Source organism: Chromobacterium sp. CCUG 30098 (assembly GCF_059916605.1).
The window spans coordinates 142,537-168,597 of sequence record NZ_JAUCGS010000001.1 but is presented as its reverse complement, the minus strand read 5'-3'; the positions used below and the strand labels follow the sequence as shown (position 1 = coordinate 168,597).

At 65.7% G+C, this 26,061-nt stretch carries 24 protein-coding genes; 4 read left to right on the top strand and 20 right to left on the bottom strand.

Features of this window, described 5'->3' with window-relative positions:
* Positions 1 to 105: 105 nt before the first annotated feature.
* The 9 genes from mobA to tkt all read right to left on the bottom strand — a co-directional run bounded on the left by mobA (position 106) and on the right by tkt (position 8,998).
* Positions 106 to 690 carry a molybdenum cofactor guanylyltransferase MobA gene (gene mobA / locus QUG03_RS00760; RefSeq protein WP_500819153.1) on the bottom strand — a complete coding sequence of 195 codons (585 nt, stop codon included), beginning with the start codon at positions 688 to 690 and terminating at the stop codon, positions 106 to 108.
* Positions 687 to 1,145: a molybdopterin synthase catalytic subunit MoaE gene (gene moaE, locus QUG03_RS00755; protein WP_107801290.1), complete on the bottom strand. Its 459-nt coding sequence runs from the start codon at positions 1,143 to 1,145 to the stop codon at positions 687 to 689. Before moaE ends, mobA begins: the two co-directional genes overlap by 4 nt.
* Positions 1,146 to 1,147: 2 nt before the next feature.
* Positions 1,148 to 1,399, bottom strand: a complete 252-nt coding sequence (gene moaD / locus QUG03_RS00750; protein WP_107801291.1) for a molybdopterin converting factor subunit 1 — start codon at positions 1,397 to 1,399, stop codon at positions 1,148 to 1,150.
* Between the two features lie 137 nt (positions 1,400 to 1,536).
* A complete protein-coding gene (fba, locus tag QUG03_RS00745) occupies positions 1,537 to 2,601 on the bottom strand; it encodes a class II fructose-bisphosphate aldolase (protein ID WP_107801293.1) in 1,065 nt (354 codons plus the stop codon).
* A gap of 86 nt (positions 2,602 to 2,687) precedes the next feature.
* Positions 2,688 to 3,317, bottom strand: coding sequence for a LysE family translocator (locus tag QUG03_RS00740; RefSeq protein ID WP_107801294.1), 630 nt, complete (start codon positions 3,315 to 3,317; stop codon positions 2,688 to 2,690).
* Positions 3,318 to 3,407: 90 nt separating this feature from the next.
* On the bottom strand, positions 3,408 to 4,583 hold the full coding sequence (locus QUG03_RS00735; protein ID WP_227105845.1) for a phosphoglycerate kinase: 1,176 nt from the start codon (positions 4,581 to 4,583) through the stop codon (positions 3,408 to 3,410).
* Positions 4,570 to 5,685: a zinc ribbon domain-containing protein gene (locus QUG03_RS00730; RefSeq protein ID WP_199225957.1), complete on the bottom strand. Its 1,116-nt coding sequence runs from the start codon at positions 5,683 to 5,685 to the stop codon at positions 4,570 to 4,572. Before QUG03_RS00730 ends, QUG03_RS00735 begins: the two co-directional genes overlap by 14 nt.
* A 186-nt stretch (positions 5,686 to 5,871) precedes the next feature.
* The gene (gene gap, locus QUG03_RS00725; RefSeq protein ID WP_048408492.1) at positions 5,872 to 6,882 is read right to left on the bottom strand and encodes a type I glyceraldehyde-3-phosphate dehydrogenase; all 1,011 of its coding nucleotides are present in this window, start codon (positions 6,880 to 6,882) and stop codon (positions 5,872 to 5,874) included.
* Positions 6,883 to 7,012: 130 nt separating this feature from the next.
* Positions 7,013 to 8,998: a transketolase gene (gene tkt / locus QUG03_RS00720; protein ID WP_500819152.1), complete on the bottom strand. Its 1,986-nt coding sequence runs from the start codon at positions 8,996 to 8,998 to the stop codon at positions 7,013 to 7,015.
* Between the two features lie 429 nt (positions 8,999 to 9,427).
* Between tkt and QUG03_RS00715 the strand changes: the two genes are divergently transcribed.
* On the top strand, positions 9,428 to 10,183 hold the full coding sequence (locus tag QUG03_RS00715; RefSeq protein WP_500819151.1) for a BPSS1780 family membrane protein: 756 nt from the start codon (positions 9,428 to 9,430) through the stop codon (positions 10,181 to 10,183).
* Positions 10,184 to 10,243: 60 nt separating this feature from the next.
* Here QUG03_RS00715 and hutH read toward each other — a convergent pair whose 3' ends face one another.
* The 6 genes from hutH to hutC all read right to left on the bottom strand — a co-directional run bounded on the left by hutH (position 10,244) and on the right by hutC (position 18,727).
* Positions 10,244 to 11,773 carry a histidine ammonia-lyase gene (gene hutH, locus QUG03_RS00710; RefSeq protein ID WP_488905236.1) on the bottom strand — a complete coding sequence of 510 codons (1,530 nt, stop codon included), beginning with the start codon at positions 11,771 to 11,773 and terminating at the stop codon, positions 10,244 to 10,246.
* Between the two features lie 141 nt (positions 11,774 to 11,914).
* Positions 11,915 to 13,300 (bottom strand): amino acid permease, encoded by a 1,386-nt coding sequence (locus QUG03_RS00705; protein WP_107801299.1) that lies wholly within the window; start codon positions 13,298 to 13,300, stop codon positions 11,915 to 11,917.
* Between the two features lie 520 nt (positions 13,301 to 13,820).
* Positions 13,821 to 15,494 (bottom strand): urocanate hydratase, encoded by a 1,674-nt coding sequence (hutU, locus tag QUG03_RS00700; protein ID WP_107801300.1) that lies wholly within the window; start codon positions 15,492 to 15,494, stop codon positions 13,821 to 13,823.
* 75 nt (positions 15,495 to 15,569) lie between these two features.
* Complete coding sequence (hutG, locus tag QUG03_RS00695) at positions 15,570 to 16,493, bottom strand: formimidoylglutamase (RefSeq protein WP_500819150.1); 924 nt, start codon at positions 16,491 to 16,493, stop codon at positions 15,570 to 15,572.
* A 15-nt stretch (positions 16,494 to 16,508) separates the two neighbouring features.
* Positions 16,509 to 17,756 (bottom strand): imidazolonepropionase, encoded by a 1,248-nt coding sequence (gene hutI, locus QUG03_RS00690; RefSeq protein WP_488876741.1) that lies wholly within the window; start codon positions 17,754 to 17,756, stop codon positions 16,509 to 16,511.
* 254 nt (positions 17,757 to 18,010) lie between these two features.
* Entirely contained in the window at positions 18,011 to 18,727 is a 717-nt protein-coding gene (gene hutC / locus QUG03_RS00685; RefSeq protein WP_199225959.1) for a histidine utilization transcriptional repressor HutC, read from the bottom strand.
* A 155-nt stretch (positions 18,728 to 18,882) separates the two neighbouring features.
* Here hutC and QUG03_RS00680 point away from each other — a divergent pair, with 155 nt between their 5' ends.
* The 3 genes from QUG03_RS00680 (at position 18,883) to QUG03_RS00670 (ending at position 20,832) form a co-directional block, all read left to right on the top strand.
* Positions 18,883 to 19,299 carry an Mpo1 family 2-hydroxy fatty acid dioxygenase gene (locus QUG03_RS00680; RefSeq protein WP_500819149.1) on the top strand — a complete coding sequence of 139 codons (417 nt, stop codon included), beginning with the start codon at positions 18,883 to 18,885 and terminating at the stop codon, positions 19,297 to 19,299.
* 35 nt (positions 19,300 to 19,334) lie between these two features.
* Complete coding sequence (locus tag QUG03_RS00675) at positions 19,335 to 20,204, top strand: D-hexose-6-phosphate mutarotase (protein WP_500819148.1); 870 nt, start codon at positions 19,335 to 19,337, stop codon at positions 20,202 to 20,204.
* Between the two features lie 67 nt (positions 20,205 to 20,271).
* A complete protein-coding gene (locus QUG03_RS00670) occupies positions 20,272 to 20,832 on the top strand; it encodes a hypothetical protein (RefSeq protein WP_227105857.1) in 561 nt (186 codons plus the stop codon).
* 212 nt (positions 20,833 to 21,044) lie between these two features.
* On the opposite strand, the gene QUG03_RS00665 is transcribed toward QUG03_RS00670, so the two are convergent.
* From QUG03_RS00665 to rarD, 5 genes are all read right to left on the bottom strand, one after another.
* Positions 21,045 to 22,919, bottom strand: a complete 1,875-nt coding sequence (locus QUG03_RS00665; RefSeq protein ID WP_500819147.1) for a M3 family metallopeptidase — start codon at positions 22,917 to 22,919, stop codon at positions 21,045 to 21,047.
* 123 nt (positions 22,920 to 23,042) lie between these two features.
* Complete coding sequence (locus QUG03_RS00660) at positions 23,043 to 23,606, bottom strand: GNAT family N-acetyltransferase (protein WP_158274391.1); 564 nt, start codon at positions 23,604 to 23,606, stop codon at positions 23,043 to 23,045.
* Positions 23,600 to 23,791, bottom strand: a complete 192-nt coding sequence (locus tag QUG03_RS00655) for a hypothetical protein (protein ID WP_158274392.1) — start codon at positions 23,789 to 23,791, stop codon at positions 23,600 to 23,602. The genes QUG03_RS00660 and QUG03_RS00655 overlap by 7 nt, the downstream gene beginning before the upstream one ends.
* 304 nt (positions 23,792 to 24,095) lie before the next feature.
* A complete protein-coding gene (locus QUG03_RS00650; RefSeq protein ID WP_081547485.1) occupies positions 24,096 to 24,371 on the bottom strand; it encodes a hypothetical protein in 276 nt (91 codons plus the stop codon).
* A 302-nt stretch (positions 24,372 to 24,673) separates the two neighbouring features.
* Positions 24,674 to 25,588: an EamA family transporter RarD gene (rarD, locus tag QUG03_RS00645; protein ID WP_227105863.1), complete on the bottom strand. Its 915-nt coding sequence runs from the start codon at positions 25,586 to 25,588 to the stop codon at positions 24,674 to 24,676.
* Positions 25,589 to 26,061 lie beyond the last annotated feature (473 nt).

Sequence of the window (26,061 nt, the reverse complement as noted above, 5' to 3'; positions counted from 1 at the left end):
CCACTGCCATGGACCGCGATGGACGCTCCGATCGCGCGCACTATAGCAAAACAAAATGACAAAGAGTTAAAACTTTCATGATGCGAAACAAATCGCCATGCGGCCTCAGTCGGCGCGCGGCTCCGCCTCCAGCGCCGCCAGCGCGTCCGCGGTGTTGAGATTGGGAAAGAGATGGTCGAAGCCGACTTCGACATGGTTAAGACCGGCCAGCCAACCGCGGATGGAACGGCCGCCGCCGGCCAGATAGGCGGCCAGCCCGGCGCGGAGGCCGGGCCCCAGCGCCAGCAGGCTGGGATGCCAGCCTTCGCGGTCGCGCGCGCTGGCGGCCTGGCGGCCGTTCGCCACTTCCGCCAGCAGCCGGCGCGAGAAATCGGCCGGCAGCCGCACCGCGTCGCAAGGCATCACCAGCCAGACCGCGCCGTCCTCGCGCTCCAAGGCCGCCAGCACCCCGGCCAGCGGCCCCGGATAATCCGGCAGACTGTCCGGCAGCAGCGGGCAGCCAAAGCCGGCGTACACGTCCAGATTGCGATTGGCCGAGACCCACACCCGTTCGGGCGGCGGCGTCTGCGCGGACAAGGCGGACAAGGCGTGCGCCAGCAGCGGCCGCCCGGACAATATCGCCAGGCCCTTGTCGACGCCGCCCATGCGCGTGGCGCGGCCGCCGGCCAGAATCAGCGCCTGGTGGTTCATTGCCAGCGTTCCGCCGCCTGGGCGTCGCTGTGTTTGGCCTCCACCCAGCGCTCGCGGCCGTCCGCCAGGATTTCCTTTTTCCAGAACGGCGCGTCCTGCTTCAGATAGTCCATCAGGAATTCCGCGGCGGCGAAGGCGTCGCGGCGGTGGCTGCTGGCCACCGCCACCAGCACGATGGGCTCGCCCAGCGCCAGCCGCCCCACGCGATGGATGACGGTGGCCGCCTGCAGCGGCCAACGCCGGCGCGCTTCCTCCACGATGGCCTCCAAGGCCTTTTCGGTCATGCCCGGATAATGCTCCAGCTCCAGCGCCGTCACATCGCGGCTGTCGCCGTAATCGCGCACCAGCCCGCTGAAGCTGACCACCGCGCCGCAGGCCGGGTTGCCGGACAGCGCGTCGATTTCCACGCCGGCGCTGAAACGCTGCGGCTGCACCCGCACCGTGAACGCGTCCATGCTCATCCTCCGGTCACCGGCGGAAACACCGCCACTTCGTCGCCGTCGCTCAGAACGGAGTCCAGGCGCGCCATCTGCTGGTTCACCGCCACGCGGAACACCCGGTCGGCGGCCAGTTCCCGCGACCAGGCTTCGCCGCGCAGCCGCAACTCCACCAGCAGTTCCTCCACCGTGGCCGCGTCGCTGTCCAAATGTTCGCTCTCCAGGCCGAACTCGTCCCGCAAGCGGGCAAAATACAAAAGATTCAGTTTCATCGCCTGCCTCTGCGCAGTTGAGCGGATACCGCAGTGTAAGCAATCCGCGCCGGGCCTCCAATACGTCAAGGTGGCTAGGCGCCCGCCCGCAAAAAAGCCCGCTCGCGGCGGGCTGATTCAAGAAGAAGAACTTGGCTTTACTTGACGATCTGCGCCAGCTCGCCCTTCAGGTATTTATTGGCCATGGCGTCCAGGTTGATCGCCTTGATCTTGCTGGCCTGACCGGCGGAGCCGAAGGCTTCGTAGCGGGCGATACAGATGTCGCGCATCGCGTCGGTGGACACTTTCAGGTATTTGCGCGGATCGAACTCGGCCGGATGCTGGGCCAGGAAGCGGCGGATGGCGCCGGTGGAGGCCAGGCGCAGGTCGGTGTCGATATTGACCTTGCGCACGCCGTGCTTGATGCCTTCCACGATCTCTTCCACCGGCACGCCGTAGGTTTCGCCCAGATCGCCACCGAACTCGTTGATGATCTGCAGCCATTCCTGCGGCACGCTGGAGGAGCCGTGCATCACCAGGTGGGTGTTGGGGATGCGGGCGTGGATCTCCTTGATGCGGTCGATGCGCAGTACGTCGCCGGTGGGCTTCTTGCTGAATTTGTAAGCGCCGTGGCTGGTGCCGATGGCGATGGCCAACGCGTCCACGCCGGTGTCCTTGACGAACTGGGCGGCTTCTTCCGGATCGGTCAGCAGCTGGCTGTGGTCCAGCACGCCTTCGGCGCCCACGCCGTCTTCTTCGCCGGCCATGCCGGTTTCCAGGCTGCCCAGGCAGCCGATCTCGCCTTCCACCGACACGCCGCAGGCGTGGGCGAAATTAACCACGGTGCGGGTCACGTCCACGTTGTAGGCGTAATCGGCCGGGGTCTTGCCGTCGCTTTTCAGCGAGCCGTCCATCATCACCGAGGAGAAGCCGAGCTGGATAGAACGCTGGCACACGTCCGGGCTGGTGCCGTGGTCCTGGTGCATCACCACCGGGATGTGCGGAAACTCTTCCACCGCGGCCAGGATCATGTGGCGCAGGAAGGGCGCGCCGGCGTATTTGCGCGCGCCGGCGGAGGCCTGCACGATCACCGGGGCGTTCACCTTGTCGGCGGCCTCCATGATGGCGCGCATCTGCTCCAGGTTGTTGACGTTGAAGGCCGGCAGGCCGTAGCCGAATTCCGCTGCGTGGTCCAGCAGCTGACGCATGGAAACGAGAGCCATGGTGTTCAATCTCCGCAAACTGCTCCGCCGGGGCGGAGCATGGTTGGCGCCCGGACCGCGCGGCGGCCCGAGGCGAATTCATCAATTCAGTGTCTGGACACGCCGGACAACAACAGGCCGGCGCCGACGAAAGCGCCGCCGGACACTTTGTTGACCAGCTTGAGGCGCCGCGCGCTGTTCAGCCAGCCGGCCAAACGCGCGCCGCCGCCGGCGTAAGCCAGCTGCCAGGACGCCTCGATCACGTAAAACGTCGCCGCCAGGATCGCCAACTGCGGCCCCTGCGGCTGCTGCGCGTTCATGAACTGCGGGAACAGCGCGGTAAAAAAGATAAAGGCCTTGGGATTGCTCATCGCCACCAGAAAGCCGGTGCGGAACATGCCCCAGGGCGTGTGCTTGCCGGCCGCCGCCTCGCGGATTTCCTCCACCGGCTGCGGCTGGCTGCGCCAGGTCTTGATCCCCAGATAGATCAAATACGCGGCGCCGGCGTATTTTACCAAGGAAAACAGCAGTTCGGAGGTGGCCAGCACCGCGCCCAGTCCGGCGGCGGAGCCGAACATGATCAAACCCAGCGCCGTCATCAGGCCAAGACAAGTCATCAGCGTGCGCCGCACCCCGTAGTGAATGCCGTGGGTCATCGCCAGCAGCATATTGGGGCCAGGCGTGGCCGAGACGAAAAACACAGTGGTGACGAACAGCAACCAGGTATTGAGCGACATGGATATCTCCGGCGGGTGGGCCATCAGAATGAAACGGCGGCGAATACGCCAGTGTAACGCAAGCCATTCATCCCGATAGCCTTTTTCCCCTCAGCCCGCGCGCTCGCCCAGGATGGCCACCGCCGGCAACTCCTTGCCTTCCAGGAACTCCAGGAAGGCGCCGCCGCCGGTGGAGATGTAGCTGATATCGTCGGTGATGCCGTACTTGGCGATCGCCGCCAGGGTGTCGCCGCCGCCGGCGATGGAGAAGGCCGGCGAAGCCGCGATGGCCTGGGCCAGGGTCTTGGTGCCGCCGCCGAACTGCTCGAACTCGAACACGCCCACCGGGCCGTTCCACACCACGGTGCCGGCCTGGGCGATGATGGCGGCCAGCGCCTGCGCGGAATCCGGGCCGATGTCCAGAATCATGTCGTCGGCCTCCACCTCCGCCGCGCTCTTGGTCACGGCGGCGGCGGTTTCGGCGAACTCCTTGGCGCAGACCACGTCAGCCGGCAACGGCACATCGCCGCCGCGGGCGCGAATCTTGGCGATCACTTTTTTGGCCTCGTCCACCAGCTCGGCCTCGGCCAGCGATTTGCCTATGGCCTTGCCCTCGGCCAGCAAGAAGGTGTTGGCGATACCGCCGCCGACGATCAACTGGTCCACCTTGTCGGCCAGCGATTCCAGAATGGTCAGCTTGGTGGACACCTTGGAGCCGGCGACAATGGCCACCAGCGGCCGCGCCGGCGCTTGCAAGGCCTTGCCCAGCGCTTCCAGCTCGGCGGAGAGCAGCACGCCGGCGCAGGCGGCCGGCGCGAACTGGGCCACCGCGTGGGTGGAAGCTTCGGCGCGGTGGGCGGTGCCGAAAGCGTCGTTGACGAACACGTCGCACAAGGCGGCGTAGGCGCGGCCCAGGTCGGCGTTGTTCTTTTTCTCGCCCTTATTCAGGCGCACGTTTTCCAGCATCGCCACTTCGCCGGGCGCCACGCTGAGGCCGGACTGCCAGTCCGCCACCAGGCGCACCGGCCGGCCCAGCAGGCCGGACAGGCGCTCCACCACCGGCGCCAGGCTGTCTTCCGGCTTGGGCTCGCCCTCGGTGGGGCGGCCCAGATGGGTCATCAGGATCACGCCGGCGCCGGCTTTCAGGCACAGCTCGATGGACGGCAGGCTGGCGCGGATGCGGGTATCGTCGCCGATGACGCCGTTTTTCACCGGCACGTTCATGTCCACGCGGATCAGCACGCGCTTGCCGGCCAGGGCCTGTTCGGAAAGTTTATTGAATTTCATCGTTCGCTCGCTCGGGTTTGGATTCGCTTGTCGATTGATTCATCGGCGCAGGCTCCGGCTTGGCGCCGGGGCGGCCGCATTTTTTGCAGTACGGAAAAAAGGCGAAATTGCGCGCGCCGCAGTCGCAGCCGCGGAACAGCTGCAGGCCGCAGTGCACGCAGTAGTCGGCGTCGTCGCCGGCAATATTGTATTGATGGTCGCAGGACGGGCAAGTTTTCTTCTGGTAGGCGCCCAAGGCCTGGGCGTAGGCCACGTGGCGCGCGCGCTCGCTCTGGCTTTGCTGCAGCTCGGCGCGCTTTTTCTCGGCGTAGCGCTGGAAGGCCTGAATCATGCGCAGGCCGGCGAACACCGTCAGCGCGATGCCGACGGCCAGCCGCACATAGCCGCCGAAATTGGGCAGATAGGGCAGCAGTTCGACGAAGAAGGCGAACAGCGCGAACAGGCCGAAGCCGTAAACGAAGAACCAGTAACGATGGGTACGGTAGCGGCTGAACAGCCATACCGCCAGCAAGAGCAGCGGCAAGATCACCGCCAGCCGCAGCAGGAAGACTTTCAACTCGAAACGCTGGTAGGCCTGCTGGTAACGGTCCTGGGCGACGGCATCCACCCGGGCGATCTCTTCTTGCAGCGTTTGCCGGCTCCGCTCCAGCGCGCGCAGGCCGTCGCTCGCCCGGTCTTCCTTCTGCTGCCATTGCAGGATTTGCGCCTGCAGGGCGTCCAGCTCCCGAGTGCGGCGGCTGACTTCGGCGCTTTGCCGCGGATCGGCGCTGGCGGCGCGGCTGGCCAGCCAGTTGGCCAGGCCCTTGCGCTGAGTCTGGTAATTGCGCTCCAGCTGCTCGCGGGTGGCGCCGAGGTTTTCCAGCTGGGCGCGCTGCGCGTCGTTCTGGCGCTGCAAGACCTGCTGCCGCTGCCGCAGCGGCTCGATGCCGGCCTGCCGCTGCAGCGTTTCCAGCTGCGGCGGGCCGCCGTCCGGCACGTAGAACAGATCGCGGATCACCAGCTCGCCCAGATTGGACAGAAAGCCGGCGAACACCAAAGCCACCAGCCAGGAGGCCAGCCGGACCCATTTTTCCGGGCGGGACAATGCTTGGTTCTGTCGCATGCTGCTCTCCTGTGACGGCGGTTCAGCGGGGGGCGATATCGGCGATCGCCCGGCAAGTGTATGCCAAAAAAACGGCCCTACCTTAACACCAATCAAATGCCGGTGGATGTAGCGCCCGCGCTAGCGGACGCAAAAAATCCGGGCCGGCAACGCATGCCGGCCCGGATTTCCTGGATCACTTCGTCGTCAGCAAGCGAACATCGCGCGCGCGGTGCGCAGCATCTGGCAGCTGAAACCCCATTCATTGTCGTACCAGGCCAGCACTTTCACCATATTGCCGCCGGTCACCTTGGTCAGCGTGGAATCGAAGGTGGAGGCTTCTTCGGTGTGGTTGAAGTCGCCGGACACCAGCGGCAGGGTGTTGTAGCCCAGGATGCCCTTCATCGCGCCGTTGGACGCTTCCTTCAGGATGTCGTTGACCTCGTCCTTGGTGGTGTCGCGCGCGGCGCTGAACGTCAGGTCCACCAGCGACACGTTGATGGTGGGCACGCGCACCGAGAAACCGTCCAGCTTGCCCTTCAGTTCCGGCAGCACCAGGCCCACGGCCTTCGCCGCGCCGGTCTTGGTCGGAATCATATTGTCGGTGGCGGAGCGGGCGCGGCGCAGGTCCTTGTGCTTGACGTCGGTCAGCACCTGGTCGTTGGTGAAGGCGTGAATGGTGGTCATCAGGCCTTTCTTGATGCCGATGGCCTGGTGCAGCGCCTTGGCCACCGGGGCCAGGCAGTTGGTGGTGCAGCTGGCGTTGGACACCACGGTCATTTCCGGCTTCAGCACGTCGTGATTGACGCCGTAAACAATGGTGGCGTCGACATCGTCGCCGCCCGGCGCGGAAATCAGCACCTTCTTGGCGCCGGCGTCCAGGTGGGCCTGGCATTTTTCCTTGCTGGTGAAGGCGCCGGTGCATTCCAGCACCAGATCCACGTCCAGCGCTTTCCACGGCAGTTCCGCCGGATTGCGGGTGCTGAAGAACGGGATTTTGTCGCCGTTCAGGATCAGGTGGGCGTCGTCCTGCTCGACCTCGCCGGGGAAACGGCCGTGCACGGTGTCGAACTTGGTCAGGTGGGCATTGATGTTGAGATCGCCGGTGGCGTTGACGGCCACTACTTTGAAATCGTCATGCAGCTGGTTTTCGTAGATGGCGCGCAGTACCTGGCGGCCGATGCGGCCGTAACCATTGATGGCGATGCGGATAGTCATGCTTCTAAATCTCCTGGGGACGATCCGGAGCGCCCGGTTTCCCGGCCGGCGCTCCGCGTGTTGTGTAGTGCGTCCACTACATGAAACGGCGAACAAAAGGCCATTGCTTTCGCAATGGCCTGTCTTTACATCACAGCAGCGCTTTGGTCTTGGCCACTACATTGTCGACGGTGAAGCCGAAGGCCTGGAACAGCTGCGGGGCCGGGGCGGATTCGCCGAAGTGGTCGATGCCGACCACATCGCCGTCCAGGCCCACGTATTTGCGCCAGAAGTCCGGATGGCCGGCTTCGATCGCCAGCCGCGGCAGGCCCGCCGGCAGCACGCTGTCGCGCCAGGCCTTGTCCTGGCGGTCGAACACATTGGTGCACGGCATGGACACCACGCGCACGGCGACGCCTTCCGCCGCCAGCGCGTCCTGCGCCTTCAGCGCCAGTTCCACTTCGGAACCGGTGGCGATCAGCACCGCGCGGGCGCCGGCGGCGTCGCGCAGCACATAGCCGCCTTTCTGGATGGCGGCCAGCTGCGCCGCGTCGCGGGCGACGAAGGGCAGATTCTGGCGGCTCAGCACCATGCTGCTCGGCGTGGTCTTCTGCTCGACGGCGTGCGCCCAGGCCGCCGCGGTTTCGGCGGTGTCGCACGGACGCCAGGTGTGGTGGTTGGGGATGTAGCGCAGCGTGGCCACTTGCTCCACCGGCTGGTGGGTGGGGCCGTCTTCGCCCAGGCCGATGGAATCGTGGGTGAACACGAAGATCGGGTTGATCTTCATCAGCGAAGCCATGCGCAAGGCGTTGCGCGCGTATTCGCTGAACATCAGGAAGGTGCCGCCGTACGGACGCAGACCGCCGTGCAGGGTCATGCCGTTCATGATGGCGGCCATGCCGAACTCGCGCACGCCGTAGCTGATGTAGTTGCCCTGGCCGTCGCGGTCAATCCACTTGGAGCCGGACCAGTTGGTCAGGTTGGAGCCGGTCAGGTCGGCAGAACCGCCGACGAATTCCGGCAGCGCCGGCGACAGCGCTTCCAGCGCGATCTGGCTGGCCTTGCGGGTGGCCACGGTCTGGGCGGCGTCGGCGATCTTGGCCAGCGCGGCGGCCTTGGTCTCTTCCCAGCCGGACGGCAATTCGCCGCTCATGCGGCGGCTGAATTCGGCGGCCAGTTCCGGGAAGGCGGCGCGGTAGGCGTCGAAGCGCTTGTTCCATTCGATCTCGGCCAGCGCGCCCTTGTCGCGCGCGCTCCACTCGGCGTAGATCTCGGCCGGGATCTCGAACGGCGCGTGCGGCCAGTTCAGGCCTTCGCGCGCGGCGGCGATTTCGGCCGCGCCCAGCGGCGCGCCGTGGCAATCGTGGCTGCCTTGCTTGGTGGGCGCGCCAAAACCGATGGTGGTCTTGCAGCAGATCAGCGTCGGACGCGCGCTTTCCTTTTGCGCGGTGGCGATGGCGGTGGCCACTTCCACCGGATCGTGGCCGTTGACGTTCTTAATCACCTGCCAGCCGTAGGCTTCGAAGCGGGCCGGGGTGTCGTCGGTGAACCAGCCTTCCACATGACCGTCGATGGAGATGCCGTTGTCGTCCCAGAAGGCGATCAGCTTGTTGAGCCCCCAGGTGCCGGCCAGCGAGCACGCTTCGTGGCTGATGCCCTCCATCAGGCAACCGTCGCCCAGGAAGGCGTAAGTGTGATGGTCTACGATCTGATGGCCGTCGCGGTTGAACTGCGACGCCAGCATTTTCTCGGCCAGCGCCATGCCCACCGCGTTGGTGATGCCCTGGCCCAGCGGGCCGGTGGTGGTTTCAATGCCGGGAGCGTAGCCGTATTCGGGATGGCCGGGAGTCTTGGAGTGAAGCTGACGGAACTGCTTGAGGTCTTCGATGGAGAGGTCGTAACCGGTGAGGTGCAACAGGCTGTAGATCAACATGGAACCGTGACCGTTGGACAGCACGAAGCGGTCGCGGTCTGGCCAGTTGGGATTGGCCGGGTTGTGTTTCAAGTGATCGCGCCACAATACTTCCGCGATGTCTGCCATCCCCATCGGGGCGCCGGGGTGACCGGATTTGGCTTTTTCAACGGCATCCATGGACAGGAAACGGATGGCGTTGGCAAGCTCGGTACGGGTGACCATTTCGGGAAAACCTCAAGACTTGTGTGGAAACCGGGACGACGGCCGCGCCATCCGAACATGCCTCCGGCATGGACCAACCGTCGCAAAATCATGGAATTATCGCCGATTTTCACCATTGGCGGCAACCGCCCCGCCGCGCGGAATACCGCTGCGGCATGAAGGGGCATGAAAAATAGCCGGATGCGGCCGTTTTGCAAGATAATGCCCAGGCCGGCATAAAATGCATTTTGAATCAAAAGCCTGCGAGCGACTCCGCGCCGGGTTCCGCCGATGACGAATGGGCAGAATGCGCGACGGACGCGCCGGCAGGGAAACCCGCGACGCAAATCGCTGTCAGTCTGGCTCTGTCTTTAGCCGCGAAAAAAAACGAACCGGCCGACGCGGCCAAGCGCCGCCGGCTCGATCGCCACAACCTTTTTGGAGATTTCGATGCAATCATTCGATGCCCTACCCGCTCCGCGCAAAGTCGCTTTCGGACGCGGCTGGCGCTGGATCGTGGAGGCCTTTTACATCGTCCGCCAGCAGCCGCTGACCTGGGTCCTGCTGGCGCTGGCCTATCTGGTGATCAATTTCATCGTCAATATGATCCCCTTGCTGGGCGGCCCGCTGTCCTTCTTCCTGGCGCCGGTGTTCGCCGCCGGCTTCATCCTGGCGGCAAAGAAATGCGAGCAGGGCTCGGAGCTGGAACTGGGCGATCTGTTCACCGGTTTCAAGACCGCGCTGCGGCCGCTGATCAATGTGGGCATGCTCTACCTGGCCATCCTGATCGTCATCGGCGTGGTGCTGGGCCTGTTGATGGGCGCGATGGGCGTGAGCGTGGCCAAGAGCGATCCCAACGCGATCCCGGTGATCGCCGGCCCCATCGCGCTGTTCGCCTTCATCGGCGGCGTGGCCATCTTCCTGGTCAGCCTGGCTTACTGGTTCGCGCCGGCGCTGGTGACGCTGAACCAGGCCGGCCCGTGGCAAGCGATCCGCACCAGCTTGCAAGCCGGCCTCGCCAACTGGGGCGCGGTGCTGGTCAGCGGCCTGATGCTGGCGGTACTGGCCTTCATCGCGATGATTCCGCTGGGCCTGGGCCTCTTGCTGTGGTTCCCGGTGCTGTACGTGACCGCCTACACCGGCTGGAAGGATATCTTCGGCCAATCCGCGGCGCCGGCGCGTCCGGACGAGCCGGTGGTGTTCTAAAGGCCGTTGAATAAGAAAAGCCCGCCGTCAGGCGGGCTTTTTTTGCGGCTGCGGCGGCGCTTACAGCGAGGGCAGCAGGCCGGCTTCGACGAAGCGGTTGTAAGAGCCGCTGGCCACCAGCGCGGCGGCTTTCTCGATGTCCGGCGCGAAGTAGCGGTCCTTGTCGTAGAAGCTCACCTGTTCGCGCAGCTCGGCCTTGGCCGCTTCCAGCTTGGCCGAGGTCTTGTGCGGCGCGCGGAAGTCCACGCCCTGGCAGGCGGCCAGCAATTCTACCGCCAGGATGCCGGCGGTGTTGCCTGCCATGTCGCGCAGACGGCGGCCGGCGAAAGTGGCCATGGACACGTGGTCTTCCTGGTTGGCAGAGGTGGGCAGGCTGTCCACCGAGGCCGGGTGCGCCAGCGATTTGTTTTCCGAAGCCAGGGCCGCGCCGGTGACCTGGGCGATCATGAAGCCGGAGTTGACCCCGCCGTTGTTGACCAGGAAGGGCGGCAGCTTGGACAGATTGCTGTCGATCAGCAGCGCCATCCGGCGCTCGGACAGCGAGCCGATTTCGGCCAGGGCCAAGGCCAGGTTGTCGGCGGCGAAGGCCACCGGCTCGGCGTGGAAATTGCCGCCGGACAGGATGTCGTTGTCGGCGGCGAACACCAGCGGGTTGTCGGACACCGAGTTGGCCTCCACCGTCAGCACCGCGGCGGCCTGGCGGATCTGGGTCAGGCAGGCGCCCATCACTTGCGGCTGGCAGCGCAGCGAATACGGGTCCTGCACCTTGCCGCAGTTCTCGTGCGAGCCCTCGATCTCGCTATGCTCCAGCAGATCGCGGTAGATGCGGGCGGCGTCGATCTGGCCGGCGTGGCCGCGCACCGCGTGGATGCGCTCGTCGAACGGGGTGCGGCTGCCCAGCGCGGCTTCCACCGACAGCGCGCCGGCCACCGAAGCCGAGGCGTACAGGTCTTCGGCGGCGAACAGGCCTTCCAGCGCGAAGGCGGTGGACGCCTGAGTGCCGTTCAGCAAGGCCAAGCCTTCCTTGGGCGCCAGGGTGATGGGTTCCAGGCCGGCGGAGCGCATCGCCACCGCGCCCGGCACGCGGGTGCCGTTGACGAAGGCTTCGCCCTCGCCGATCAGCACCGCGCTCATATGCGACAGCGGCGCCAGATCGCCGGACGCGCCCACCGAGCCCTTCTGCGGGATCACCGGGTAGATGCGCTGGTTGAACAAGGCGATCAGCGCCTCGATCACCAGCCGGCGGATGCCGGAAAAACCGCGCGCCAGCGAGTTGATCTTCAAGGCCATCACCAGGCGCACCGTGGATTCGTCCATCGGCGCGCCGATGCCGGCGGCGTGGGACAGCACGATGGAGCGCTGCAACAGCTCCAGCTCTTCCGGCGCGATGCGGGTATTGGCCAACAGGCCGAAACCAGTGTTGATGCCGTAGGCGGTGCGGCCTTCGGACAGCACCCGCGCCACGGTGGCGGCGGAGGCGTCGATGCCGGCGTGGCTGGACGGGTCCAGATGCAGTTGCAGATCGGTTTCACGTGAAACGCGGCGCAGCTCGGCCAGGCTGAGCGTGCCGGGAACGATGTTCAATACCATCTTGAGATTCTCCTTCTAAAGCGTTTGCAGCGCCGCTTGCCGCGGTGAGCGCTGGTCTTGTGTTATCGCGCCCTGCCGACAAGCGGCTTGAATGTTCCGGCGAGCCCGCGCCCGCCGGACAGAAAACCTTGCGCCGCGCCTTTAGGCGGCGTCGCGCCGAGCCTCAGCCTCCGCGCCGGGCGCCAGCACCCGGCTCCACAGGAAGTGGCCGGCCACCACCAGCGCCACCCAAGCGGCGCCCACCAGCAACGCGGAGCGGGTATCCTCGAAGTAACCGAGCACGCCGATCACGAACAGCATGAACCCTATCGCCGCCAGCGGCGCGTACGGCCAGAACGGCACCGGGAATTTCAGCTCCGCCGCCTGCTCCTTGCTCATCTGGCGACGCATCGCCACCTGAGACAGCAGAATCATCAGCCATACCCACACCGTGGCGAAGGTGGCGATGGAGGCGATCAGCAGGAACACGTCCTTGGGCATCAGGTAGTTGAGCACCACGCCCAGCAGCAAGGCGGCGGCCATCACCAGCACCGTCATCCACGGCACGCCGTTGGCCGACAGCTTGGCGAAGCTTTGCGGTGCCTGGCCCTGACGCGCCATGCCGTACAACATGCGGCCGGCGCCGAAGATGTCGCTGTTGATCGCCGAAATCGCCGCCGAGATCACCACCGCGTTCAGAATATGAGCGGCGGCGGGAATGCCCAGGCTTTCGAAAATCTGCACGAAGGGGCTGCCCTGGCTGCCGATCTTCGGCCACGGGAAGATGGACATCAGCACGGTCAGCGTCAGCACGTAGAACAACAGGATGCGCACCGGCACCGCGTTGATCGCACGCGGGATGGTGCGCTGCGGGTCCTGCGCCTCGCCGGCGGAAATGCCGATGATCTCGATGCCGCCGAAGGCGAACATCACCACCGCGAGCGAGGCGATCACCCCGCCCCAGCCATTGGGCATGAAGCCTCCGTGCGACCATAAATTATGCAGGCCGCTGGCCTCGGCGCTGCCGAAGCCGAACAGGATGATGGCCACGCCGCCTATGATCATCGCGATAATGGCCCCCACCTTGACGATGGACAGCCAGAACTCCATCTCGCCGAACACCTTGACGCTGCACAGGTTCAAGGCGCCGATGAAGAAGATGATGCTCAGCACCCAGACCCAGCGGTCCACTTCCGGAAACCACAAGCTCATATAGATGCCGAAGGCGGTCACGTCGGCCAGGCAGACGATGATCATCTCGAAAGCGTAGGTCCAGCCGGTGATTACCCCGGCCAAGGGGCCCAGGTAGCTGGTGGCGTAATGGCCGAAGGAACCGGCCACCGGATTGTGCACCGCCATTTCGCCCAGCGCGCGCATCACCATGTAAACGGCGGCGCCGCCGATCAAATAGGCCAGTAATACCGCCGGACCGGCCATCTGTATCGCCGCCGCCGAACCGTAGAACAAGCCGGTGCCGATGGCCGACCCCAGCGCCATGAAACGGATGTGACGGGCGGACAGGCCGCGCGTCAGTGTTTGTGTTTGCATCTCTCTCCTCCTGGGCATGGCTGCGCTTGCCGACCGAACGCGGATGCGCCCGCTACGCCGCATCCCGCGGCCCGGCATGTTTCGTTGAGCAACCCAGCGCCGGCAAACTGTAGAGCCAGCGTGGGCGGATCACAAGACCAAGACGCGGAAAGAGCGGCCGGTCATGACGAAGCAATGCGGACTGCGGGCGCGAACGCGCCGGTGCGTCTCAGTGGACGGGCAAGAACAACATGACCGTTTTTTCCTTTGCAAGACGATTGCCAGCCCCGCCGCTTATTTGTACAAGCTTGTCGTGCGGGACCGCGGATCCGGGCCCTCCCGGATGCCGCCAGCCGCCACCGGCGTGAGCGCGGCGGCGTTCCTACATTCAGAACAGGTTTACGATCTTGCGCGCTAGAGCGGGACAAGGCGTGGCGGCTGAAGACACGGAATGGTCATATGGCACATGAGCATTCTGAAACGGCTTTCAACGCCCTTTTCCATCTATCCTGCCGACGCGCAGCTGATCGTAAACAGGTTCTCAGCGCTTCAGCATCGGCAGGTCCAGCCCTTGCTCGCGCGCGCAGTGCTCGGCGATCTCGTAGCCGGCGTCGGCGTGACGCATCACCCCGGTGCCCGGGTCGTTGCGCAGCACGCGGCCCACCCGCTTGGCCGCGGCGTCGCTGCCGTCGCAGACGATGACCACGCCGGAATGCTGGGAGAAACCCATGCCCACGCCGCCGCCGTGATGCAGCGACACCCAGGTGGCGCCGCCGGCGGTGTTGAGCAAGGCGTTCAGCAGCGGCCAGTCCGACACGGCGTCGGAGCCGTCCTTCATGCTTTCGGTCTCGCGGTTGGGCGAGGCCACCGAGCCGGAGTCCAGATGGTCGCGGCCGATCACGATAGGTGCTTTCAATTCGCCGTTCTTGACCATCTCGTTGAAGGCCAGGCCCAGACGGGCGCGGTCTTGCAGGCCGACCCAGCAGATGCGCGCCGGCAAGCCCTGGAAGCTGATGCGCTCCTTGGCCATGTCCAGCCAGTTATGCAGATGCGGATCGTCCGGGATCAGCTCCTTGACCTTCTGGTCGGTCTTGTAGATGTCTTCCGGATCGCCGGACAGCGCCACCCAGCGGAAGGGGCCGATGCCCTCGCAGAACAGCGGACGCACATAGGCGGGCACGAAGCCGGGGAAGTCGAAGGCGTTGGCCACGCCCTCTTCCAGCGCCATCTGGCGGATGTTGTTGCCGTAGTCCAGCGTGGCGGCGCCGCGTTCTTGCAAAGTCAGCATCGCGCGCACCTGCGCCGCCATCGATTTCTTGGCGGCGGCGGTGATTTCGGCGCCGGAGGTCTTCTGCTTGGCGCGCCATTGCTCCACGGTCCAGCCCTGCGGCAGATAGCCGTGCACCGGGTCGTGGGCCGAGGTCTGGTCGGTGACCACGTCCGGGGTGATGCCGCGCGCCACCAGCTCCGCGAACACGTCGGCGGCGTTGCCCAGCAAGCCCACCGACACCGCCTTGCCGCTGTGCTTGGCCTCGTCGATGATGGCCAACGCCTCGTCCAGGGTCTTGGCCTTGCGGTCCACATAGCGGGTTTTCAGGCGGAAATCGATGCGGGTCTCGTCGCATTCGACGGCGATCATGCTGAAGCCGGCCATGGTGGCGGCCAGCGGCTGGGCGCCGCCCATGCCGCCCAGACCGCCGGTCAGAATCCAGCGGCCTTGCGGCTTGCCGTCGAAATGCTGATTGGCGACGGCGAAGAAGGTTTCGTAAGTCCCCTGCACAATGCCTTGCGAGCCGATGTAGATCCAGGAGCCGGCCGTCATCTGGCCGTACATCATCAGGCCCTTCTTATCCAGCTCGTTGAAGTGCTCCCAATTGGCCCAGTGCGGCACCAGATTGGAGTTGGCGATCAAGACGCGCGGCGCGTCGGCGTGGGTCTTGAACACGCCCACCGGCTTGCCGGACTGCACCAGCAGGGTTTCGTCGTCCTCCAGACGCTTGAGCACGTCCAGGATGGTGTCGTAGCACTTCCAGTCGCGGGCGGCGCGGCCGATGCCGCCGTACACCACCAGGCTTTGCGGGTGCTCGGCCACTTCCGCGTCCAGATTGTTCTGGATCATGCGGTAGGCGGCCTCGGTCAGCCAGCTCTTGCAAGTCAATTCGCTGCCGCGCGGCGCGCGGATGTGGCGGGTCGGATCAAAACGCGGGTCGGACATCGGTATTCTCCTTTGTAGGCCCGCCGCCGGTTGTGGCCCGGCGGGCGGGGAATGACGCTATCGCTATCAACGGGTTCAGGGCTGTTTCAGATGCCGGCCTATGCTCCACGCCAGCCGGGCGGCGGTTTTGGCGCCGTGGCTGTCGATGTCGAAGGCCGGGTTCAGTTCCACCAGGTCGGCGGCCGCCAATTTGCCGCTTTCGGCCAGACGCCGGACCAGGGCCTCGACCACGGGCAGCGCCACCCCCATGGCGGCGGGGGCGGAAACCGCCGGCATCACGCTGGCGGGCAATACATCCAGGTCTATGGTCAGGTAGACGATGTCCACCTGATCGACGAAGGCCATCATCGCGCTGCGCACCGTGGACAAGGTGTCCAGCGTCATATCGCTGTCCAGCGTCCACTTGACGCCGAGCGCGCGGGCGCGGGCGAACAAGGCCTGGGTGTTGGACGGCTCGGCCACGCCCAGGCACAGATAATGGAAGGACCGGCCGGCCTGCGCGCAGTCGGCGGCGATCTGGGCGAACGGGGTGCCGGAGGTGGCTTCGGCCGCTTCGCGGATGTCGAAATGGGCATCGAAATTGACGATGCCTATCACCTTGTCCGGATGCGCGGCCGCCAGTCCGCGCCAGGTGCCGTAGGCGGTTTCGTGGCCGCCGCCCAGCACCAGCGGAAAGTGGCCGTCGGCGCGCAGCCGGCGCACCTGTTCGCCCAAGCGCGCCTGCGCGGCGTCCAGGTCGCCGTCGGCGCAGGCCACGTCGCCGGCGTCGCACAAGGGCAAGGCCTGATGCCAGGCCAGATTGGCCAGCGCCTTGCGGATCGCCGTCGGGCCGGCGGCGGCGCCGACGCGGCCCTGATTGCGGCGCACGCCCTCGTCGCAGGAGAAACCGACGATGCCGACGCCCGGCTCCAGCCCGGCGGCGTAGGGACGCGCCAGCTGATGCCAGCGCCGCGCCAGATCGCCCTCGCCGGCGTCGACCCGGCCGCTCCAAACACTCATGTCCACGCTCATGCTTCAACAGCCTTTCATATGCTGCGCCACGCCGCGGAACACGCGCTGACGCAAAGGATTGTCGCCCAGGCCGTAAACGATCTCGGCCGGCGAATCGATGTCCCACACCAGCAAGTCGGCGACATGGCCGGCGGCCAGCCGGCCGTGGCTGGCGCCGCGGCCCAGGGCTTGCGCCGCGTGGCGGGTGACGCCGGCCAGCGCCTCTTCCGGCGTCAGACCAAACAGCACGCAGGCCTGGTTCATCGCCAGCCGGATGGAGGCGAACGGACTGGTGCCGGGGTTGAGATCGGTGGACACCGCCATCGGCACGCCGGCGGCGCGCAGCAGGTCCACCGGCGGCTTTTGGGTTTCGCGCAGGAAGTAGAACGCGCCCGGCAGCAGCACCGCCACGGTGCCGGCGGCCTTCAGCGCGGCCACGCCGGCGGCGTCCAGGTATTCGACGTGATCGGCGGACCAGCCGCCGAACTCGGCCACCAGTTCGGCGCCGTGCAGATTGGACAACTGCTCGACATGGCCTTTGACCTTGAGGCCGTGCGCGCGCGCCGCTTCGAACACGCGGCGGGTCTGCGCCGGGCTGAAGCCCACGCTTTCGCAGAAAGCGTCCACCGCCTCGGCCAGGCCGGCGCGCGCGGCGGCCGGCAGGATGGCGTCCACGATGTGGTCGATGTAGGCGTCGGGCCGGCCGGCGTACTCCGGCGGCAGCGCGTGGGCGGCCAGCAAGGTGGCGGACACCTCCACCGGCAGCTCGTCCCGCAGCCGCCGCGCCGCGCGCAGCTGCTTGAGTTCGTCCTCCAGGCTCAGGCCGTAGCCGGACTTGATCTCCACCGTGGTCACGCCCTCGGCCATCAAGGCGCGCAAGCGCGGCTTGGCGGCGGCGGCCAGGCCGGCTTCGTCCAGCGCCCGGGTGGCGCGCACGGTGGAGACGATGCCGCCGCCCTCGGCGGCGATCTGCTGATAAGGCACGCCGTTGAGGCGCTTTTCCCATTCGGCGGCGCGGTTGCCGCCGTAAACCAGGTGAGTGTGGCAATCGATGAAGCCGGGCGTGATCCAGGCGCCCTTGGCGTCGATCACCGCGCCGTCGAAGCCGGCGGGGTCCACGTCCGCGGCCGCCGGCAGCGCGACGATGCGGCCGGCTTCCAGCAATAGCGCGTGGCCGTCCAGCGCGCCGTAAGGCGCCGGGCGGCTAGGGTCCATGGTCGCCAGCCTGGCGTTGATCCACAGGCTGCGGCGATCCGTTTCGGCTTGACTCATGGTGGGCTCGCTGCGGGTTATTTGTATATACAATTAATCCTATCCAAACAGCCTGTCAAGTTTGAAGCGGTGATTTTTGTAAACAGGCCGAATTGGCAGATTTTACTTATAGTCCAATCACTTGATGTTGCATGGCAACAAAAAAGCCGCCCGGCGGCGGCTTGAGGCGACTGGAAAATTCAGCCTCAATTTGTATATACAATATTGCGCTCAAACAAGCGCGGCAAGCTGCGGCGCAGCATCCCCGCCGCCGCTCAGCGCTTGACCCGGGTTTGCGAACGCAATTTGTAGCGCGAGCCCGGATGCGTCAGCCGCGCGAAGCTGACCAGCTTCTTGTGCGACCAAGTGCGGCGCAAAACCAATAGGCAAGGCTCCTGCGCCCTCATGTCCAGCATCGCCTGCTCGGCCGCGCTGGGCAGCACCGCCTCCACGCTGTGCTCGATGTCGGTCAGCGGGCAGTTCTTCATCAGGTAGTCGTTGGGCGTGCGGCTGCTGAAGTCCTGCTCCAGATAATCCGGCGCGAAAGCGGGATTGACGTAGCGGTCTTCCAGCTGGATGGCCACATCGTCCTCGCGGTGGACGATGAGCGAGCGGAACACCGTGCTGCCCTCCTTCACGCCCAGGCGCAGCGCCACGTCTTCGGTGGCCTGCACGGCCTTGAGTTCGTAGACGTCGGCGCTGTGGCGATGGCCGCGCGCCTCGATTTCTTCGGAGATGTTGTTGATGTCCAGCAGCGGGGACTCCGCCTTGCGCTCCGCCACATACGTGCCGTCGCCGGCGAAGCGCAGCAGAATGCCGGCCTCGGCCAGATCCCGCACCGCCTTGTTGACGGTCATGCGCGATACCTGGAACTGACGCGCCAACTCCAGCTCGGGCGGAATCTTGCCGCCTGGCAGAAACTGGCGGGAACGAATGCCTTCAAGGATGTATTCCTTGATGCGCAGATAACGCGGTTGTGCTGTGGATGACACCTTGGGAACCCAGACATTAACGGTTGGCAAAAGGATTGTAGCCCAAGGCGACGCGCAAGCCCCTGATCCAGCGCAGACAAAACCGGCCGCGGGCATTGCCGCCGCCGCTTGTCTGCGCCAAGATGGAAGCCCGTCGCCCGTTTGCGAGGCCTGACATGACGCTTGAGCAATGGTTGCAAGAGTATGATCTCAGTCACCGCCATCCCGTCAATATCCGCATTCATAAAATCTGCGTGCCCGCCATCGTGTTCGCGCTCTTGGGCCTGCTCTCCAGCGTGCCCTCGCCGCTGAGCCTCGCCTGGCTGGCGGCGGCGGCCGGCCTGGCCTTCTATTGGCGGCTGGGCCGCGCGCCCGCGCTGGCGATGGCGGCGATGTGCCTGCCCATGCTCTTGCTTCTGGAGGCGGCGTCCCGCGCCGGCCTGCCACTGGCGCTGCTCTCTCTGGGGCTGTTCGTCGTCGCCTGGATCGGCCAGTTCGTCGGCCACGCGATCGAGGGCAAAAAGCCCTCCTTTCTGCGCGACCTGCAATTCCTGCTGATCGGCCCGCTGTGGACGCTGCGCCGCTGGCTGTAGCGCGCTATCATCGGTTTTTTGCCCGGAAGCTCCGTATGTCCGTCGCCCTGCCTCCCGCCGCCGCGCTGTCCAGCCGCGCGCCCGGCGTCGATATCCTCGTCATCTCCACGGCGGATTTTCACGCGGAAATCTCCTTGCTGGGCGGCCAGTTGCTCAGCTTCCGCGCCGCCGGCCAGCAACCCTTGCTGTATTTGTCGCCGCAGGCGCGCTACCAGCCGGGCAAGGCCATACGCGGCGGCGTGCCGCTGTGCTGGCCCTGGTTCGGCCCGCACCCCGACGACGCGAGCCTGCCGGCCCACGGCGTGGCGCGCACGCAAGCCTGGCGCCTGGACGAGGTCCGCGAGGACGCCGGCGCGTTCCACGTGAAACTCTCCGGCCCGGAATGCGACGGCCTGACGGCGGAAATGGAATACCGGCTGGGCGCGGCGGTGGACGCGGCGCTGACCACCCGCAACCGCGGCGACCGCCCGCAACGCCTCGGCGCCGCGCTGCACAGTTATCTGGCGGTGGGCGACGCGCGCCAAGCCGCCTTGTCCGGCCTGGACGGCGAGCGCTGTCACGACAAGGTGGCCGGCCGCGAAAGCCGCTGGCCGGACGGCGAATTCCGCTTCCGGGGCGAGGTGGACAGCATTGTTTACAGCGAGCGCCCCGCCTTGCTGCGCGACCCGGTCTGGCGGCGTTGCATTCGCGTCACAGCGGAAGGCGCCGGCAGCGTGGTGGTGTGGAATCCGGCGGCGGAGAAAACCGCCTTGCTGGGCGACTTGCCGGACGCCGCCTGGCTTGATTTCGTCTGCGTGGAAACCGCCAACGCCGGCGACGATGTCCGACTGCTCGCCCCCGGCGCCAGCCACCGCCTGGCCTGCCGCTTGACGCTGGAACCCTTCCACGGCGAGGCCGGGGTATAATGAGGGCCGATGCCGCCGCGGCGCACAGCCCGGCGGACCGCGTTTTTCAGTTCCGGAACCCCTAGCGATGGCCAGACCCGACAAGATTTCCCGTTTCCTGCCGATTTCCTTTGCCAACGGCAACAGCGTGCGCCGCTTCGGCAAACACTGCCCCAGCTGCCGCGCGATGGTGGGCTCGGAGCATATGGAAGGCATCGCCAGCAAACAGCAGGACAAGATCTTCCTCGCGGCCCAGGCACGCTGCCCGTCCTGCGGCGCCGGTTTCCCGGTGCGTTGCGTGATCACGGACGACAAGCGCGTGCACCGCGTGCTGCTGCCGCATTGGGCCTTCCGCATGTGGCTGCACATGGCCACCCGCAACGATCCGCAGCCGCCCGGCGACGAAAACTGGACGCTGGAGGCAAGCCCGTCGGAAACGCCGCAGCAAGGTTTCGTGCTGCCCGACAACGCCTTCGTCACCCGCTCGGAAGAAGTGCTGGGTCGTTTTCAGGGCGAGCCCATCAACGCCTGGATCGAATATCAGGGCCAGCGCTTCGTGTTCGAACGCGCCGCGCCGCCCAGCGGCGACGCCCGGCTGGATTCAAGCGAGCTGCTGTTTGAAGGCCGGCTGATCTACCGCCAGGCCTGAAGTCTATAGCGCGGCTTCGGCTTCTGAGCGAGGACAAAGAAAACGGCAGCCCTTGGGCTGCCGTTGTCATGCGCGGCCTCAGAACGTGTTTACGATCTCGCGAGCTAAGGCGAGCGTCTGAGAAAGCGAAATGTGCACATGGTACATGAGCATGTTGAGCTTGTACTCACCGTGTAACGCTCCGCGACGCGCAGCAGATTATGAACAGCTTCTCAGTGCGCCGCGGCCGGGTAGCGCTCTCTGACCCAAGTCTCGAAACGGCGGCACATTTCCGCCTCCCCGGCCTCGTTGTCGGCGATCAGCTCGGCGCCGTGCACCAGCCGTATCGTCGCGTCCAGCCGCTCCGGGTAATCCTGCGCGTAGTTCCGCTCCGCGGCGGCGGCGATCTGCCGCTCCGCCTCTTGCCAGGCCTCGGCCGCGCTGCGCTTGCAGGCCTCGGCCAGATAAAGGGCGTTGAAATGCTCGCCGGTCAGGCTCAGCAAGGTGGCGTCGTGGCTGAGGCTGTTGCCCGGCGCCCAGTAATGCTCGGCCAGCAGCGGGCCGATCGCAGGGTTGTCGGTCAGATAGCCGTATTGGCGCAGGAAATGGGCGCGAGTCTGGTACACCGCCATATGCGCCAGCAGATAGCCGTGATAGGACGCCGCCGATTCCTGATTCAGCAGATGCGGAATCGCCAGCAAGGGCCTCGGACCGCATTCCACGCCCAGAATCTCGCGTTCGCAACGGCGCGCCAGCGCCAACACCGTCTCCGGCTTCAGTTCCACCTCCGGCAAGCGGTACAGTTCGCGCTCGAAGTAGGCGACCACGGCGATGGAGCGCTCGGAGAAGGCGAAGAAAGGCTGGACCGCTTCGATGCGCGCGCGGATCAAGGCGTCCGGCATCGCCTCCCCCGCGGCGTTGCGCGCGTAGCGCTTCAGCCAGTCGGCGTCGTTCAGCAGGCTGTCGCAGAACATGCTCTGGGTTTCGGCGTAAGCCATCGAAGTGGGCGCGAACTCCTGGGAGAAGCACGGCGCGTTCTGGATCACATTGGCGAAGTGCGCGGCGTGACCGCCTTCGTGGAACAGGGTGTTGATCGCGCGCGCGCCGCTGCCCACCTGATCCGGCGTGGCGTCGGCGGTGAAATTGATCCGGCCCGGCACCCAGCGTCCATCGTCGTAAAAGCTAGGCACCGGTCCGTGGCAGAAACCGTTCTGATACTTGCCCTTGCGCTCCACCAGGTCCAGCTGCATCGTGGCTTGCCGGTATTGCACGCCCAGCCGGCGGAAACTCAGCACCCAGCGCTCCACCGCCTTGGAGAACGGCAGATAGGGGTCCATCTGCCGGGTGACGTCGCCGCTCATGTGAAAACGCAGATTGTGCGGCAGCAGCGCGTCCTCGCCCTTGTCGTCGGCCAGACGCCGCAGCGCTTGCTGATTGGCGTCGCGGGTGCGCGCCTCGAAATCGTCGAGCACGGCGAACAGCGCCTCCGGCGTCATCTGCTCGTTCTTGCGCACCTTGTGCTCGAAATAATCGGCGCTGCCCAGGCTGCGCGCCAGCGCGTTGCGCTGTTTGACGATGTCGAGGAAGCCGTTGTCCAACACCCAGCGCTCGAGATCGAGCAAGGCGTCGTGCGAGCTCTTGCGCGCGGCGGCGTCCGGGTTGGTGGTCATATTGATGCTCAACATGGTCAGCGTCGCCTCTTCGCGCTCGCCGCGCTCGTTGACGTGGCTGAGCGCGAGGTCGCGGCGCTTGGCGAACAGCGCGGCCTCCATCTCGATCAGCCGGCGCATCTGCTCCTGCGCCGCCTCGCTGTCGACGATATTGCTCTCGAACAAGGCCAACCATCCCCGATAACCGTGCAGCAGGGCGTCGCGCTCCGCGCCGGCCGGCTGCGCCTGCAAGCCCTCCAGCGCCGCGCGCACCGCCGTCAGCCGCTCCGGGCTGGAGATGAAGGCCTTGTAGGCGGCTTCCGCGCGGGCGAAACCGTCGTGGTCGTCGGACACCGCCATATAGGTGTCCCAGAACAGGTCTTCCTTGGTCTTGTGCACCGCCAGGTAATCGCGGTTGAGCTGGTCGAAGCCCGCGCGCAGTTCGGCAATCGCTGTCATCTTGCTCACTCTCCTTTGCGCTGTCCGTCGGCCGCTTGTGGCGGGCCGGAACAGTCTGTTTATGAAGTTTGCATTAAGTGTGCGCGAGCGTCCTCCGCCGGTCAAGCGCGGGCCGCGCCCAAGCTAGCCGCGCGCTTCCGCCGCCCATTGCAGGACTTCCCGCCGCGGGCCGGCGAAGGGCGGCGGCACCGCGGACAAGAGCAGGCTCAGCCTCGGCTCAGCGCCCAGCGGCTGCACCACGAAACCCAAACGCCGCGCCAATTGCAGCATGGCGATGTTGCCGGGCGCGCAATCGGCCCAGATCCGGTGCCAGCCCAATTGGCGGTAGCCGAAGTCCAGCATCATCCGCGCCGCCTCCAGCGCGTAGCCCTGGCCCCAGGCCGATTCCGCCAGTTCGATGCCGAAGCCGGCTTCGCCGCCGCGTCCCAGGCCGCGCAGGCCGACCGAACCGAGCAGCGCCTTGTCTTCGACGCGCACGATGGCCAGCTGCCAGCCGCGGCGGGGGGCGTCGCGCTGCTGCTCTAGAAAGCGCAGCAACAACTGCCCGCTGCGCGCAGGCGTGAGTTCTTCCGGCGGGTAATGACGGGCGAACTCGCGGCCGCTGCGCGCCATCGCGTAGGCGGCGTGGTCGTCCGGGCGGAAATCGCGCAGCATCAGACGCCGGCTGTAGAGCAAGGGGCTCAGCATAAGCCGCCCTTCTCCAGCCGTAGCCGGTGAATGCGCTGTTCCAGCTCCTGGCGACGGTGTCGCTCTTGTTGATCCTGGTGTTGAGTCTGGCTTCTCAGCCATGCTTTATCGGTCAACGCCGCGTGGTCGTCGCCGAGAATGTCGCGCAGCAAGTGCCGCGACAGGGGAATAAAGAACAATGCCATGATGGCGTAACCTGTAAAGAACGATAAAGATCATGGACGGCTGGCCCGCGGGGAGCGGGAAGGCGTCCGGCATGCGTCGTCCGGCTTGTGGGGCCGAGCGACGCTGCGCAGTCTGCTACCGGGATGGCATGGCGTCAAGCATAATCTGAGCGAAACATACCTATGGCATGGAGAGAGGGAAGCCGTAGCCGCTAAATCCGTTTACGCTCCTCGCGAGCGGGAACGAGACAGGCGAACGCCGCCGAGAAAAGCGTAGGAGCGGTACGAAGGGGCGCGCCGCGCCCGGCGGGCATGGCGCAGGCGCTCAGCGCCACCAGCCGAGATAACGGGCCAGGCTGGTGGAAATGGCCGCGTCGGTCAGGCCCAATTGCAGGCCCACCATCGCCGCGTAGAGCTGCATGCCGTGTTCGTCCGGCATATAGGGCAGCGCCCAATCGCTCAACATCGGATACAGCAAGCACGCCAGCAACAGGCCTGCCGCCAGCGCCGCGCCCACCCAGGCGCGGGAACGCGCGCGCAGGGCCAAGCGGATCAGAAGATCCGAACCGAAGAAAACCACGCTAACCAGATAGAGCGCCATGACGCGCCTCCTTGCAAAATATTGACCATGTCACTCCGCTGCCGGCGGCACGAGGGCGGCTCGGAGCGAATGCTTGTTTTTGGGGCAATCAGGGGCGGCAACGCATTGCAATGATGCATGGGCGGCGCGGTGCAACCGCGCTCGGTGCTTTTGAACGGCTGGCGCGGGCCGGATTCGGCTCGGCAATGGGCCGACGCCGGAAACACTCGGCGACGGCCCATTGAGTGGTTTATAGCAGACTCTCCTAATGAAAACAGCCCGCGTTTCTTGCGAAACGCGGGCTGCTCCAAACGCGGAAAAACTCAGGTCGCGGCGGCGCGTCGCCCCTGCCACATCTGCAGCAGACCGGCGGCGGAGTACAGCAGCAGGGCCGCCCAGATCAGGCCGAAACCCAACGCGCGGCCGCTGTCGAACGCCTCTCCGAACAAGAGCACGCCCAGCGCCAGCTGGATGCTGGGGCCGATGTACTGGATCACTCCCACCGTCGCCAGCTTGAGCCGGCGCGCGCCGGCGGCGAACAGCAGCAAGGGCACCGCGGTCACCACGCCGGCGCCTATCAGCAAACCGGTCTGCGCGGCGGAGCCATGGCCGAAAGCGCCCTGCCCCTGCCATTCGAACCAGACCAGGGCCAGCGCCGCCAGCGGCGTCATCAGGAAGGTTTCCAAAGCCAGGCCCTCCAGCGAGGCCAAGGGCGCCTTCTTGCGCAGCAGGCCGTACAAGCCGAAGGTGGCCGCCAGCGACAGCGCGATCCACGGCAAGGCGCCGGCGCTGTAAGTGATCCAGGCCACGCCGGCCGCCGCCAGCAGCAAGGCGGCGTTCTGCAGCCCGCTCAAGCGCTCGGACAGAAAGATCCGGCCCAACAACACATTGAACAGCGGATTGATGAAATAGCCCAGGCTGCCCTCCACCACGTGGCCGGCGTTCACCGCCCAGATATAGATCAGCCAGTTCAGCGACAGCAGCAAGGAAGACAGGCCGAAGATGCCCAGCTTTCGCGGCTCTCGCACCGCAGCCGGCAGCCAGCCCCAATGATTGCGCGCGGTCAGCACCGCCGCGACGAACACCGCAGACCAGACAATGCGGTGGCACAGAATTTGCAAAGCCGGGACATCGTGCAGCGGCTTCCAGTACAGAGGAAACAGACCCCAACAGATGAAGGCGGCAACGGTGAAAACGACGCCGCGGCCGCTTTCGGAGGTAGAAGAAACTGAACTCATGGGATTTCACACAGCAAGGGAGGGGGTCAGGATGACAGCTTAACCAAATTGCCTCAGCGGAAAAACCGCTATTCAATCAACAGATTGTTCAATATTTAAAACAATGACTTTCCGGATGGCAAACATGCTGCGCTGGCACAATCGCCGCAGTCGCCGTCCAATTCAGTCAATCTCTTTGACGTTGACGTAAACGTAACTTATAGTCCGATCAAATAGAGAAAAGACTCTAGAAACCAGCCCCGGACCAGGGACCGCGCCGGCATGCAGAACATGCCGGCGATCAAAAAAACACCGGCTGGAAGATGGAGCTCAACCGCTGACAGCAAAGGAGAAGCCGTCGGCGCCGCACAGACCGCACACATGCGGCGGGCGCAGACACACCGGGTCGCCGCCCTTGCATAGAACCTGTTCAATGTCTGCCGCGCTCAACGCGCGAAACTTGAAACAGGCTCTCATAAGGGCGGTGACACCGG

What these genes read in the sequence shown, in the direction of transcription:
- QUG03_RS00740 (WP_107801294.1), bottom strand. Translation starts at nt 3,317, where the DNA reads ATGTCGCTCAATACCTGGTTGCTGTTCGTCACCACTGTGTTTTTCGTC.
- QUG03_RS00735 (WP_227105845.1), bottom strand. Translation starts at nt 4,583, where the DNA reads ATGAAATTCAATAAACTTTCCGAACAGGCCCTGGCCGGCAAGCGCGTG.
- hutH (WP_488905236.1), bottom strand. Translation starts at nt 11,773, where the DNA reads ATGGTATTGAACATCGTTCCCGGCACGCTCAGCCTGGCCGAGCTGCGC.
- hutG (WP_500819150.1), bottom strand. Translation starts at nt 16,493, where the DNA reads ATGAGTGTTTGGAGCGGCCGGGTCGACGCCGGCGAGGGCGATCTGGCG.
- rarD (WP_227105863.1), bottom strand. Translation starts at nt 25,588, where the DNA reads ATGAGTTCAGTTTCTTCTACCTCCGAAAGCGGCCGCGGCGTCGTTTTC.
- QUG03_RS00715 (WP_500819151.1), top strand. Translation starts at nt 9,428, where the DNA reads ATGCAATCATTCGATGCCCTACCCGCTCCGCGCAAAGTCGCTTTCGGA.
- QUG03_RS00665 (WP_500819147.1), bottom strand. Translation starts at nt 22,919, where the DNA reads ATGACAGCGATTGCCGAACTGCGCGCGGGCTTCGACCAGCTCAACCGC.
- hutI (WP_488876741.1), bottom strand. Translation starts at nt 17,756, where the DNA reads ATGAGTCAAGCCGAAACGGATCGCCGCAGCCTGTGGATCAACGCCAGG.
- QUG03_RS00670 (WP_227105857.1), top strand. Translation starts at nt 20,272, where the DNA reads ATGGCCAGACCCGACAAGATTTCCCGTTTCCTGCCGATTTCCTTTGCC.
- QUG03_RS00680 (WP_500819149.1), top strand. Translation starts at nt 18,883, where the DNA reads ATGACGCTTGAGCAATGGTTGCAAGAGTATGATCTCAGTCACCGCCAT.
- QUG03_RS00660 (WP_158274391.1), bottom strand. Translation starts at nt 23,606, where the DNA reads ATGCTGAGCCCCTTGCTCTACAGCCGGCGTCTGATGCTGCGCGATTTC.
- tkt (WP_500819152.1), bottom strand. Translation starts at nt 8,998, where the DNA reads ATGGTCACCCGTACCGAGCTTGCCAACGCCATCCGTTTCCTGTCCATG.
- moaD (WP_107801291.1), bottom strand. Translation starts at nt 1,399, where the DNA reads ATGAAACTGAATCTTTTGTATTTTGCCCGCTTGCGGGACGAGTTCGGC.
- mobA (WP_500819153.1), bottom strand. Translation starts at nt 690, where the DNA reads ATGAACCACCAGGCGCTGATTCTGGCCGGCGGCCGCGCCACGCGCATG.
- QUG03_RS00675 (WP_500819148.1), top strand. Translation starts at nt 19,335, where the DNA reads ATGTCCGTCGCCCTGCCTCCCGCCGCCGCGCTGTCCAGCCGCGCGCCC.
- gap (WP_048408492.1), bottom strand. Translation starts at nt 6,882, where the DNA reads ATGACTATCCGCATCGCCATCAATGGTTACGGCCGCATCGGCCGCCAG.
- QUG03_RS00730 (WP_199225957.1), bottom strand. Translation starts at nt 5,685, where the DNA reads ATGCGACAGAACCAAGCATTGTCCCGCCCGGAAAAATGGGTCCGGCTG.
- fba (WP_107801293.1), bottom strand. Translation starts at nt 2,601, where the DNA reads ATGGCTCTCGTTTCCATGCGTCAGCTGCTGGACCACGCAGCGGAATTC.
- QUG03_RS00705 (WP_107801299.1), bottom strand. Translation starts at nt 13,300, where the DNA reads ATGCAAACACAAACACTGACGCGCGGCCTGTCCGCCCGTCACATCCGT.
- QUG03_RS00655 (WP_158274392.1), bottom strand. Translation starts at nt 23,791, where the DNA reads ATGGCATTGTTCTTTATTCCCCTGTCGCGGCACTTGCTGCGCGACATT.
- hutU (WP_107801300.1), bottom strand. Translation starts at nt 15,494, where the DNA reads ATGTCCGACCCGCGTTTTGATCCGACCCGCCACATCCGCGCGCCGCGC.
- QUG03_RS00650 (WP_081547485.1), bottom strand. Translation starts at nt 24,371, where the DNA reads ATGGCGCTCTATCTGGTTAGCGTGGTTTTCTTCGGTTCGGATCTTCTG.
- moaE (WP_107801290.1), bottom strand. Translation starts at nt 1,145, where the DNA reads ATGGACGCGTTCACGGTGCGGGTGCAGCCGCAGCGTTTCAGCGCCGGC.